Annotated in this window: 18 protein-coding genes; 7 read left to right on the top strand and 11 right to left on the bottom strand. The window is 36.0% G+C overall.

The genetic code is table 11. From position 1 onward, the window contains the following. Nucleotide 1 precedes the first annotated feature (1 nt). Together Q0940_RS12985 and Q0940_RS12980 are read right to left on the bottom strand one after the other, a co-directional pair. Nucleotides 2-685: an ABC transporter ATP-binding protein gene (locus tag Q0940_RS12985; protein ID WP_299269196.1), complete on the bottom strand. Its 684-nt coding sequence runs from the start codon at nucleotides 683-685 to the stop codon at nucleotides 2-4. A gap of 4 nt (nucleotides 686-689) precedes the next feature. After that, the gene (locus Q0940_RS12980; protein ID WP_299269194.1) at nucleotides 690-1994 is read right to left on the bottom strand and encodes an HlyD family efflux transporter periplasmic adaptor subunit; all 1305 of its coding nucleotides are present in this window, start codon (nucleotides 1992-1994) and stop codon (nucleotides 690-692) included. A 299-nt stretch (nucleotides 1995-2293) separates the two neighbouring features. Here Q0940_RS12980 and Q0940_RS12975 point away from each other — a divergent pair, with 299 nt between their 5' ends. Together Q0940_RS12975 and Q0940_RS12970 are read left to right on the top strand one after the other, a co-directional pair. Then, nucleotides 2294-2890: a TetR/AcrR family transcriptional regulator gene (locus Q0940_RS12975; protein ID WP_299269193.1), complete on the top strand. Its 597-nt coding sequence runs from the start codon at nucleotides 2294-2296 to the stop codon at nucleotides 2888-2890. Between the two features lie 98 nt (nucleotides 2891-2988). Continuing rightward, the gene (locus Q0940_RS12970) at nucleotides 2989-3456 is read left to right on the top strand and encodes a hypothetical protein (protein WP_299269192.1); all 468 of its coding nucleotides are present in this window, start codon (nucleotides 2989-2991) and stop codon (nucleotides 3454-3456) included. 83 nt (nucleotides 3457-3539) lie between these two features. Here the strand turns inward: Q0940_RS12970 and Q0940_RS12965 are convergent, their stop codons facing one another. Both Q0940_RS12965 and Q0940_RS12960 read right to left on the bottom strand, forming a co-directional pair. Further along, on the bottom strand, nucleotides 3540-4196 hold the full coding sequence (locus tag Q0940_RS12965) for a VTT domain-containing protein (protein WP_299269191.1): 657 nt from the start codon (nucleotides 4194-4196) through the stop codon (nucleotides 3540-3542). A 13-nt stretch (nucleotides 4197-4209) separates the two neighbouring features. Beyond that, a complete protein-coding gene (locus Q0940_RS12960; RefSeq protein ID WP_299269190.1) occupies nucleotides 4210-4644 on the bottom strand; it encodes a DUF2141 domain-containing protein in 435 nt (144 codons plus the stop codon). A 99-nt stretch (nucleotides 4645-4743) separates the two neighbouring features. Here Q0940_RS12960 and Q0940_RS12955 point away from each other — a divergent pair, with 99 nt between their 5' ends. The 3 genes from Q0940_RS12955 (at nucleotide 4744) to Q0940_RS12945 (ending at nucleotide 6736) form a co-directional block, all read left to right on the top strand. Then, nucleotides 4744-5286: a Crp/Fnr family transcriptional regulator gene (locus Q0940_RS12955; protein WP_299269189.1), complete on the top strand. Its 543-nt coding sequence runs from the start codon at nucleotides 4744-4746 to the stop codon at nucleotides 5284-5286. A 119-nt stretch (nucleotides 5287-5405) separates the two neighbouring features. Beyond that, nucleotides 5406-6125, top strand: coding sequence for an SDR family NAD(P)-dependent oxidoreductase (locus Q0940_RS12950; protein ID WP_299269188.1), 720 nt, complete (start codon nucleotides 5406-5408; stop codon nucleotides 6123-6125). A gap of 62 nt (nucleotides 6126-6187) precedes the next feature. After that, nucleotides 6188-6736, top strand: a complete 549-nt coding sequence (locus tag Q0940_RS12945) for a hypothetical protein (RefSeq protein ID WP_299269187.1) — start codon at nucleotides 6188-6190, stop codon at nucleotides 6734-6736. A 213-nt stretch (nucleotides 6737-6949) separates the two neighbouring features. Here the strand turns inward: Q0940_RS12945 and Q0940_RS12940 are convergent, their stop codons facing one another. The 5 genes from Q0940_RS12940 to Q0940_RS12920 form a co-directional block, all read right to left on the bottom strand. Next, nucleotides 6950-7399, bottom strand: coding sequence for a nuclear transport factor 2 family protein (locus Q0940_RS12940; RefSeq protein WP_299269186.1), 450 nt, complete (start codon nucleotides 7397-7399; stop codon nucleotides 6950-6952). 416 nt (nucleotides 7400-7815) lie between these two features. Further along, a complete protein-coding gene (locus Q0940_RS12935) occupies nucleotides 7816-8391 on the bottom strand; it encodes a YdeI/OmpD-associated family protein (RefSeq protein ID WP_299269185.1) in 576 nt (191 codons plus the stop codon). 118 nt (nucleotides 8392-8509) lie between these two features. Further along, nucleotides 8510-8818, bottom strand: coding sequence for a DNA-binding transcriptional regulator (locus tag Q0940_RS12930; RefSeq protein WP_299269184.1), 309 nt, complete (start codon nucleotides 8816-8818; stop codon nucleotides 8510-8512). After that, nucleotides 8815-9000: a type II toxin-antitoxin system RelE/ParE family toxin gene (locus Q0940_RS12925; protein WP_299269183.1), complete on the bottom strand. Its 186-nt coding sequence runs from the start codon at nucleotides 8998-9000 to the stop codon at nucleotides 8815-8817. The genes Q0940_RS12930 and Q0940_RS12925 overlap by 4 nt, the downstream gene beginning before the upstream one ends. 305 nt (nucleotides 9001-9305) lie before the next feature. Continuing rightward, on the bottom strand, nucleotides 9306-9656 hold the full coding sequence (locus tag Q0940_RS12920; RefSeq protein WP_299269182.1) for a hypothetical protein: 351 nt from the start codon (nucleotides 9654-9656) through the stop codon (nucleotides 9306-9308). 86 nt (nucleotides 9657-9742) lie between these two features. Here Q0940_RS12920 and Q0940_RS12915 point away from each other — a divergent pair, with 86 nt between their 5' ends. Both Q0940_RS12915 and Q0940_RS12910 read left to right on the top strand, forming a co-directional pair. Further along, entirely contained in the window at nucleotides 9743-9919 is a 177-nt protein-coding gene (locus tag Q0940_RS12915; protein ID WP_299269181.1) for a hypothetical protein, read from the top strand. Between the two features lie 9 nt (nucleotides 9920-9928). Further along, nucleotides 9929-10060: a hypothetical protein gene (locus Q0940_RS12910; protein ID WP_299269180.1), complete on the top strand. Its 132-nt coding sequence runs from the start codon at nucleotides 9929-9931 to the stop codon at nucleotides 10058-10060. Between the two features lie 31 nt (nucleotides 10061-10091). On the opposite strand, the gene Q0940_RS12905 is transcribed toward Q0940_RS12910, so the two are convergent. Further along, entirely contained in the window at nucleotides 10092-10484 is a 393-nt protein-coding gene (locus tag Q0940_RS12905) for a hypothetical protein (RefSeq protein WP_299269179.1), read from the bottom strand. Between the two features lie 300 nt (nucleotides 10485-10784). Next, nucleotides 10785-11257, bottom strand: a 473-nt coding sequence (locus Q0940_RS12900) for a hypothetical protein (RefSeq protein WP_299269178.1), incomplete at its 5' end; no start/stop codon positions are given.

The following is an 11257-nucleotide window of genomic DNA, read 5'->3' as shown; positions in this document are numbered from 1 at the left end:
CTTAGCTAACCGCTTTTAAATCAGGCATGACAACTTGACCATCTAATAAAGTGATAGTGCGAGTGGCAAATTCAGCATGTGCAGGCGAGTGCGTCACCATAACGATAGTTTTACCGCTTGCGTTTAGCTCCTGTAGCATTTCCATGACTTCATGGCCGTGCTGAGTGTCCAAGTTTCCGGTAGGTTCATCGGCTAAAATCATGGTTTGATCGCCAACCACGGCTCTTGCAACGGCAACACGCTGTTGTTGACCACCAGATAACTGGCTTGGCATATGATCAGCTCTGTGTGTAATGCCAACTTGTTCCATGACTTTCTCCACTCTTTCTTTACGTTCAGCACTTGGAATGTTGTGATAAAGCAATGCCAGCTCTATATTTTCCCTTACGCTTAACTCATCGATTAAGTTAAAGCTTTGGAAGATAAAACCAATGCTGTGTTTTCTTATTTTCGCTAGTTTTGCTTCTGAGTAATTTGCTACGTCTTCATCGTTAAACCAATAATGGCCAGACGTTGGACTGTCTAACATACCAATGGTATTTAATAAGGTAGATTTACCACAACCTGACGGCCCCATAATGGCAATGAATTCGCCTTTTTTAATTTCAATGTCGATATTGTTTAATGCCGTTGTTTCAACGTTTTCAGTACGGTAACTCTTAGATAGGTTTTGAATCTTTAACATGGTGTTAATCCTTAGTAATTTTTATTTGTTGTATGTCGGTATAAGCTTGATACGTTGAGCTAATGAAACGCTCACCTGCGGTTAAACCTGATACCACTTCAATGAATTGATTATTTTTACGGCCAAGTTTGATGTTGCGGCGGCTGGCTGTATTGGTGTTTTTGTCAATAACAAACAACCAATGTCCACCTGTGTCTTGATAAAATGAACCATTCGGGATGAGCAATGTATTTACCGGCTCACCCAAACTAAATTTGGTCGCCATCGCTTGTCCTCTGCGGATATTGCTCGGTTGACTTTGTGCAAATTTAAGATCCACACGAAACGTCCCATTAATGATTTGAGGGTAAATTTTGCTTACGCTTAATTGATAGGTTTCACCGTTATGACTGGTGCTGGCCAATTGACCAATAGTGACTCGGCCTAAATAGAATTCGTCAATGTTGGCTTCTAATTTAAATGCCGACGGTTCATCAATTTGGCCTATGCGTTCACCACGACTAATTGATTGGCCAATTTCTAAATCAAAACCCGATAACTTGCCTTGTACTGGCGCTTTCATATTGAGGTTGTCGATGTTCTCCCGCGCAAACTCTAGGCTTTGCTCTAAACGTCCACCGGATAATGTTAAAAACTTAAGTTGATGTTCTTGCATTAATGCATCTGTTTTTTGGCTTTCTAAGGTGAGTTGTTTACGTTGATTCTGGTAATCAAGCAGATCTTGTGTTTGCTCCAGAGCACTTAAAGTAAGATTGCCAGCGGCTAATGCGCTTTTTTCTCTGGTAAGTTGACGATTAAGTTTTTTTATTTCGTATTCGATTTCTACTAAGTTACGTTTGTGATTTAAGCGATTTTGCTCCAACGACAACTCAATAGTACGCATATTATTTAACTGTTCAGTCACAGCAGCTTCATTACGCATCACATCCAACTGCAATTGAGTGTTAGACAAAACAACAATAGGTTGACCTGCGTTTAACAATGTTCCGTCATCAACCAATATTTTTTCCACTCTGCCACCTTCAACCGCGTCTAAGTAAACGGTTTTTAAAGGAACAACACGACTTCTTATTGGAATGTAATCTTCAAATACACCAGACGATACCGACTCCATACTGATGTCTGCGTTTGACACTGTCATCGTTTTACCATCAACAGAAGACTGACTTGCGTAGTAAGTGACACAGGCTATAACAACAGCCGTCAATGTTAGGTAAAGTTTCCAACGAGGGCGTTTAGTATCAACGACTTTGTCCATTGCCATGCCTGAGTTGGCTTTGTTAGTTGTGTTGTTTGTTAAGTTTTCCATCTACTGCTCATTATTTTTATGATTTACAGAAGCAATTGCAGTGCGTGTGCCAAACATTAAGCGTATGTTTTTATTGGTTATTTTGAAATCCCTTAAAATACAATAAAACACAAAAACCAAAAAGTAGTTAACTAAACCAACGACTTAGTATTTTTCACCACTTGTGTTTGTGATTTTTAAAGGAGTGTCTTTTGACTGTTTTGGGAGCTTTCTTTTAAAGGAGCAAGATTTAAAGTGAAAACGCCTTAATTTAAATCAATTAATGTTGACAGTGTCAACATGTGTGTTATTTTTATAATATGAAAAAAGATAGAGCACATAAATATCACGCAGTTAATTTAAAGGCCTCCATCATTGATGTTGCTACTAAGTTACTGATCAACGAGGGCATAGAAGCAATTACGATGCGAGCAATTGCTTTAAAACTAGATGTGTCTAGGGCATCACCTTATAGGCATTTTGCGGATAAACATGATTTACTATGCGCTATTGCTCAGCATAGCTTTGAGTCATTAAATACTTCAATGTTAAATCTAGATAACAGAGAAGAAGAGCCTAAGTTTGAGTTGTATCGGCTAGGTGAGTTGTACGTGGATTTTTGCTTATCCTCCTCTGCGCTTTATCATTTAATGTTTAATAATACCGAGCTATCAAATAATCCAACCGCCGAATTATCGGTTTCTGCAGCTAAGTTATTTCATCAATTAGAAACGCTATTAGGTCAGTTTCAACAGAAATCTGTGATCAAAAAAGAAGACGTTAACTTACAAGCTAATTACGTTTGGTCTTCTCTACACGGATATTGTTGCTTGCTGCTCACTCAAGATCCTCAAAAAGTAGAAAGGTTGATAGAGAATCAAGAGTTTTTCCTAGAAAAAATATGGGCAGCACTGTAAGTGCTGACCACAATTAAAGCGAGTAATAATGCTTTGCTTTTTAGCAATTAACCGCCTTTGACGGCTTTTAAAATAACCTTTAATGAAGTGAATGAATAATGTTAACACCTATAATTATCTTAACTCTATTATCTAGCCCTTTATTGATTGCACTTATCTATTCAAAGGTAAATGACCATGAATTGGACGTAAACAAATATGCATCTTGGGGCTTAGGAGTCGCCTTTATATTTTTCTCTATTGGTCATATTGCCAAAACGCAAGGAATGGTGGACATGTTACCAACTTGGCTGCCATCTCGTTTTGCATTAGTTTATGCAACAGGGTTATTAGAGCTGTTAATAGGGATTGCTTTATTTACTCCTAAATTCCAACGCCAAGCGGCCAAATTAGCCATTGCGGTTTTTATTGTGTTTTTTCCTGCAAATATTTATGCAGCATTAAATTACACAGGCTTAGGTGGTCATCAATGGGGACCAATTTACTTGGCCATACGCGCGCCACTACAATTGATATTAATTACATGGGCTTATTTTTTATGTGTAAAAAATAGGATAAACAACTAGTTAACAATCAATCTCTTTACTGATATGACGGCATAAAAGCATCCCAATAATTGGGTAATTCAACTATTGGGAATTACTTCCTATTAATTGACTGAGTATCTATGTGCTCGTCGATATAAATACCAACATGTCCACAAAAATACAGACAGGCCTATCGCTGCAAATATTGCAGGTTTGGGATCATCAAACGTACTAATAGAACCAGCATAGGTGGCTATTAATGCGTAAGGTGCGCTACTGAGTATCCATGCGGTTATAAAACGTTTAAACGGTAAATGCATCATACCGGCAAGACAAGCCGATACCTCCGGTAAAATGGGCATAGCTCTAGACAAGAGTATAGTAACTACGCCATGTTTTTTGAAAAGCGTTGTTGCTTCCATTCGCTTATCCTCATCTTTTATTAAAAAGTTGAGAACTTTATTACCGTACAATCGGCTTAAACAATAACCTACAACCCCAGCTAAACTAAAGCCAATAAATACGGCAATAAAACCATAGATATGACCAAGGAAGTATCCAGCCGCAATAGCTATGGTTAACGTTGGCACTGCGATAAATAAATCTAAAAATAACAACGACGCAACAAACAGCCCTATGTATATAGGAGGCAAATCTTTAGCATTTGTTAACCAAAATTCAATTTGATCCGCCGTTAACACCCCCGTTATATTGAGCAGCAAAAAAGTTGAAGCAAAAAGTAAGAAAAGTATTAATGCGACTTTTAGAAGTGATTTCATAAACTGCCCTCCCTTAATATATGATTGGAATAATCACATGGTTTTTTGTTGGTGAAATAGTGATTTTAGATTTTTGGTAATTTGGTGGGCCTGTAAATGTAAGTTTTTGCTCGTTAGAAAAACCAAGACCATCTTTTGGATATATACCAGTCCAATTCTTAGTTACTTTGCCGTCACCATTTTCATCATGTAACACTTTGATTGCTATTTGTTGACTAGTAACATCAAAAGCAAAATCTAAACTACTTTCCTGCACACTTTTAGTTGAACTTAAAAGTGACATTTCATGATCTTTAGGAAACCCATCTTCCTTATCATAAATCATCACGATAATGTTCCCTCCTTTTGTCGTATCTATATTTGTGACGGTAATATTTAATTCACCTGCAAATGATATTTTATTAAATAACATGGTTACTCCTAATATAATTAAATGTAATTTATTCATTTTCACCTCTATTTGTTTTGTCTTAATTGACGATTTTTAAATTAGATGATGTATATTCAATTGAATAAATTAAACACGCATTAACCGAGGTTAAAACGTATGAGTTTTTATGATTTTTTGCAGAACGAAGGTATTCAAATTGAAAAAGATATTGGCGAGCATATTTTTAGACAAGGAGATGTAGATACATCGTTATATTTTATTAACTCAGGTTTATTGAAAGCGTATTATTTGTCGGATGAAGGTAAAGAGTCGATTAAGTCTTTTTTGTCTCACAAAGATATTATAGGTAGCTTAGCGTCTGCTTATTTAGGTGAGCCGTGTTCCTTTGGATTATTATGTTTGCAACCAACTCGGTTGACAAAAATTTCATTTTCCGCACTTCGTGAATACAGTCATAAAGATGTGAGTGTTGCTAATGAGGTAATTGATGTCTTACTTCAATTTTCGATGAAGAAAGAAAAAAGAGAATTTGAATTTTTATGCTTAAGTGCAGAACAACGTTTTTCACTGCTGGTTAAAAACACTCCTCACTTAATAGAAAAAATCACTCAAAATGATCTAGCTCGCTATTTAGGTGTGACTCCTGTTGGTTTATCTCGGATAAAAAAACGAGTATATGAAAGCGATTTATTATCCTGAGTACAGCTTAATTAGCCTCTGTTAATTTTTTCAAATAAAAAAGCATTATTAACTTGGGTTAATTACAGAGGTGGATATCCCAATTATCATCTAATCACTAACAATTATTGGATGATACTATGCAACAACAAAATATTAAGTACGCGCTAGTCACAGGTGCTAGCAACGGTATTGGTTTAGCGTTAACAAAACAGTTATTGCTAACCCATCATGTAATCGCAATATCTAGAACGCCAGGGGATCTCGAAGAGATCGAATCCAATAACCTCACTCATTGGGCATACGATCTATCAAAAAACAGTGAACGATTAAAGTTAATCGACCAAGTGAAAAGTACAACCCCTCACTTAAATCTGTTAATAAACAACGCAGGTGTACAATTTGAGTTAACCCTTGAAGACCTTAATTGGGATAGTCACCAATATGAAGTCGCTCTCAACCTTATGGCTCCAATTCACTTAACCTTAGGGCTGGAAAGCCTTCTTCTTCAAGCTTCACAACCTAAAATTATTAATATGGGCTCAGTGTTAGGCTTTTGTCACAGAAAAGTATCCCCTATGTATTCAATAACCAAAACAGCTATCCATAGATTTAGTCAAATTTTACATACTGACCATAAAAAAATTAGCGTACTAGAAATTATTCCACCTATGGTAGCTACCGATATGACCAAGAAAAGAGGACATAAAGGATTACTATCGTCTGACGATTTAGCACAATTCATCATCAGTAAGATTAATAAATCTGGTGTTATTTATGTTGGTAAAGCAAAACTTGCCAGATTGCTATACAGCTTAGCCCCAAAAACGTTAAGCAAGTTAATGAATAAGGGAAGCTAATGAATTATCGACATTTAATAAACATGACTCTCATCGCCTTTTTATTCATATTAAGTGGAATTATGTCCGTAATATGGAATGGTGAACAAAGCCCTACGATGCTAAAAGTTATTATGTCTAACCTTATCGACATACCGCAAGCTGCATCAAGAATGGACTCACCACCACAACAATATTTTTACTTTGGACATTTTACTCTGCTCTTCTATGCTGCAATATTTTTTAATATTCACAACATTAAAAAAGCAATCCCAAGCCGTATAGTTTATGTTTCCAGCTTACTGCTAAGTATTGCTTTTTGTGCAGATATTGGCACATATTGGTTAAGTGAAATTTATGGCGTGAACTTCAGAACTATTGTTTTTTGGTACATTGAATTTCCAGCATTGGTGCTGTTACTTATCTATTGGATTGCCCTAGCAAGTTATCAAACGATAAAAGCAAGAAAACTCCATAAGATGATGTACCTGTTACCTATGTCTGCTATAGCCAGTGACGTTATTCAATACTTACCACACAGTCTATTACTAGCAATATTATGCGTTGTCAGTTTTGAGTACTTTACTCAAAATCCATACTCAAACAACAATACATCCAAGGTAAATGCATAACTTAGTGGCGAGTGGCGAGAAAAGCAATTAACCACAGAGGGCACAAAGAAAAAATGTTAATTTCAGCTGAATTAAATAACTGTGGAATTTGAGTGAGTGCCTTTTTTACCCTCTTTTACCCTCTTTTATCTTTTTAGTTATCTTTCAAAATACAGAAATTAAAGCAAAGCTTGGCCAAGTAATGACCAAGCTTTTTTAATGAAGCATTATTAATTAAGGGCGTATACCTGTGTATTGTGCATTATAGAATAACCAACTGTTGTCCGTTTTCTTAAAAGTAAAGGATACCCTCATGGAAAATTTGTGTTCGCTACCTGGAATAGTGAAAGTTTCTTTTACTATTACAAAAGCATATTCTCCATCAATTTTCATTTCTAATTCACTGATCTCAATTAGCGGACTATTTTGCCCTTTCACTTTATGAGATTTATCATAGAAGCCCAAAACTTCTTTTCTATGATCAACTTCACCCGCAGGTGAAACTTCCACATAATCGCTATGTAAAAGTTCTGATAGTGCGGCGTTATCAAAATCACGCTGAGCCGACACCAACTTATTGATCAATAAATGAAATTCAGAGGAGTTATCTTTAGGAGCAGCAAAGCTTAAAAGTGGTAATAATAGCGAGAAAAAAAGTCCAGCTTTCACAAGTGTTTTATACATACATCCAACTTTGATTAATATTAATTCGTTTAGAAAAGAAATTGACGGGATGATTTAAATATACCAACCCAAAAAGTAAACTTTCCAGTCCTAAGGCCAAAAACGCAAAGACACCGAGCGTACAGCCAACAACAATGAAAATAACACGTAAAAAAGAAAGGACAATCATAAAAATGTAACTAATTCTTACAGGTTGGACGCTAGGTGTGAGCCAAGAGTTTCGAGGAAAGGCTTGAATAATATGACTCATAACGTTTTCCAACTCATAGTTTAGAAAACACTCAAATTGAGGTGGATGGCCTTGCTATTCCTTTAATTTTTGGGGATCGTAGAGACCCTGATCCTATTGATTATAAATTTATGTACAGAAGTAATGATTTAAAGTTGGGTGTCTCTTTATTTCCTCTTTAGAAAGCCTACAATGGCTTTTTTTCGCACTCAATCATATCCATGTATTTTGCAAAGCGCCTCTGCCTAGTTTCAGGTTTTTTCGCACTTCTTAATCCATGAGCAATAACATAACGACTTGATTTATTAAGTGTTTCAAAAAATTGTTTCGCCTTATGTTTGTCTTCTAATGCGGCTAGGAAGTCATCCGGCACTTTCATTTCACTAACAACATAAGCATTATCCCAACGCCCATCAGCTTTAGCGGCACTGACATGAACAAGTCCAGGCTCCATCATTCGCTCTTCTCGGATCAAGCGTTCAACATGCTCAACATTTCTTTTTGACCAATTACTCCTCACTTTTCTAGGCGTTATTCGTTGAAGGTAAGCTTGCTCGTCTAATGACTTTTTTATGCCGTCAATCCAGCCCCAACACAAAGATTCAATTACAACATGATCCCAAGTTACACTTGGTAATTTAGAGTTCTTCTTGAATATTTTAATCCACAATTCACTTTCAATAGAATGATTAGCCTTAAGCCACTGAGCCAATTTTTCAGGTGTTGTGAATGACAATATTTTATTTGGATCTGGTTCTGGCATAAATAAGGACTCTGGTTTTATTTTTCATAGCAGTTAATACTTTCAACTATTAACGGAGACACCCGTTCAATTTATATACATATAATGATTTATGATGAAAGGATAGTGTTACTAGTAACTAATAAGCTAGCGCTTCTAACCCCTTATGTGCCACTAAGTTAAGTAATTTTAAAGAAGCTCCTCTTGGTGATTTCCCACCTTGTTCCCATGATCTAACCGTTGAAGGACTTGTGTTTAAGTACGCTGCAAAAACACTTTGACTCACATGAACACTTTCTCGAATGGCCTTGATATGCGCAGCATCATAATGCTCTACTTCAGGTAGGCATAACACATCAAATTTACGCATCGTTTGAACATCCATTGAACCGCCATTAGTCAAGCCTTTAGCGGTGTCATGCATGACATCTAAAATACTATTACTCATAACTTTTTCACCTTTATTAATTCACCTGACTTAACGGCTTTACTAAGTTGTAGATTTGAATAACATAATAACTCTTTAGCCATAAATTTTAGTGCTTTTAATTCTTTTGCACTGATATTCTCTCGTTGGTTCTTGGCAAAACCAAATATAAAGAATGATTTGTCACCCATTTTAAATGACACTAACTGACTTTGAATCTGGTCTTCAAAAAACTGTCAAATTGGAGGGGGTGTATCCTTTAGTTTCGAGAGACGAGCCCCGAGTTTCGAGGAAAAGCTAAAAAAAATCACGTATACAACCACTCGAATATAAATTGTATGTATCCATTTAAAAATCAAAGTGATCTGACCCATTGATTTTGCGAGTGGCGAGCCACCACTAGTTTAGAGGAGAAGCTAAAAAATCACGTATACAACCACTCGAGTATAAATTGTATGTATCCATTTAAAAATCAAAGTGACCTGCCTCCATTGATTCGTTAAGTCGCTTACTCAATACATATGCTAGTAATTAATTTCGATATATCTTTCATTCCTGATTCCATAGTTTCGCTCAAAACTTTAGATTTAACATAATAGGGGACTGTTAAACCAAGCTTACAAAAATCACTATGATTGGAAATAATCAATAAATATTCTTCTAGAAGCATTGAGTTTGTAGTTTTACGTGTCAATTGTTTTTTAAGTGCCACTGTAAATGAATTTATAGCTTTAGCTTCGTCAATAGCTTCATCATCTTCATGTTTTTCTACATAAATGACTTCGGCAAGTTTAGGGATTGACCAGCCAAGTTTTGATAAAAGTGTTTTTATTTCTTTTTGAATAATTTCAGTTTCCATTGTCCCTAATTGTCCCTTATGTGCTTGCTATCTTATAAATGTCCCAGCGGGGACGTTAATTTAAATTTACTAAATAGGAAAATATCATGTCTAAAAACACAATGTCAAAAGCCGCTGCTGCTCGAATTCAGTCAGCACAGGCAAAAAGTAATAACGGAACAGTTACCAAAGGTTCATTTGCTGCAAGAGCTCAGTCAACAGCAAGTAAATCTGGTGAAAAATCAGCTGCCACTAGAGATAATAATCCACCGAAAACAAAATAGGAGTATTTTATGCCTGATTCATCAAATATGTCTGACGACGAATTAGATCTTTGGTCTGATATTAACAACCCTAACAATGATGCTGATATGGATGACTGGTCTGATGGACACAACCCAAATAACGATGATTATTTAGAATAGTTAATAAAAATAAGTAGCTTGGTTCTTCAAGCTACTTACAAGATTTAGCATTACTTTCAAAGGCTTTTAAAAAGCCTTTTTCATTTACTTTATATCTGACATATGAAATTTCATTCATCGTATCTTCAAGCGCACAAAGACATATTTTTTTCTTTGAGCCATAAGAGCTATAAGATAATGGCTGTTTATGTGAACTAACACATGCTTCTAAAACTGCATATTCAATATCTAGCGGATATCTATTATCTGTTATTGCATAATCAATGAATTGACTACCACCGTATGCAAGAATTGCAGCTAACCCAGCCGCCTTTAGTGGTTTTTTAACTGTGAATCTCTCAATGACATTTGAGCAAACTTTACAATGAAATTTTACTGTTGCACCAATTTCGGCTTTTTCGCCACAACTACATGATTCTGACATTAACACTCCATGATAGGTTTAGACATATAAAAGCTTATTAACTCGAATTCCTGTTAAAGGAAGTTATCCACAGGTGGTTTTATTCCGCTAATAAACTTTTTATTTCTTATAAATTAGTATAATAGTAATAACTTAGCAGTTGATTTATGGATAAACAAACGTTTTTGGTTTGGGGGAAAAAATAACGAAGCCACCCACTTTAAATGAAACTAACTGACTTTGAATCTGGCCTTCAAAAAACTGTCAAATTGAAGTTGGAGTCTCTTTTAGTTTTGTTTTAGTTTTGTCTCTTTTATCTTTTTACTCGCACCAAATATAGAAGTTTCCGACTTCCCCCTCGCTGTTAACCTTGCCGAAGAATAAGTATACTGCCGTTTCAGCGCTGGAATTATCTGAACAATCCAAAGCTACCTGAGCTTTATACAATTCCGGTGAAACACATTCAAATGTTCCCCTGTTTTGACTACTATGCTCGAATAATGAAACTGTACACACTATTCCTTTCGGACTACGCCAAACTTCTTTTGAAATATATCCTTTTCCTTCGATTGCAACAGGAAGGACAAACTTTCCAAGAGTCTCACCAATATCTCTTCTCTCAACATGGACGCTCTTCACGCCTTTCGCCGCAACATGACAGCTTATTCCTGCCAATACGAAAAATAAAAATAGTAATCTCATGCAGTTCCTTGCGTATAGACATAATGACTCCCCACGAAAGTGCTGATCTCCAATTAATCGTGGGTTAGCTGAAAGCAAAAGCCATAATAGTT

Source organism: uncultured Psychrosphaera sp. (assembly GCF_947500655.1).
GTDB lineage: Bacteria > Pseudomonadota > Gammaproteobacteria > Enterobacterales > Alteromonadaceae > Psychrosphaera.
Note: the sequence above shows the minus strand (reverse complement) of the source record. Positions and strands in the feature narration are given on the sequence as shown.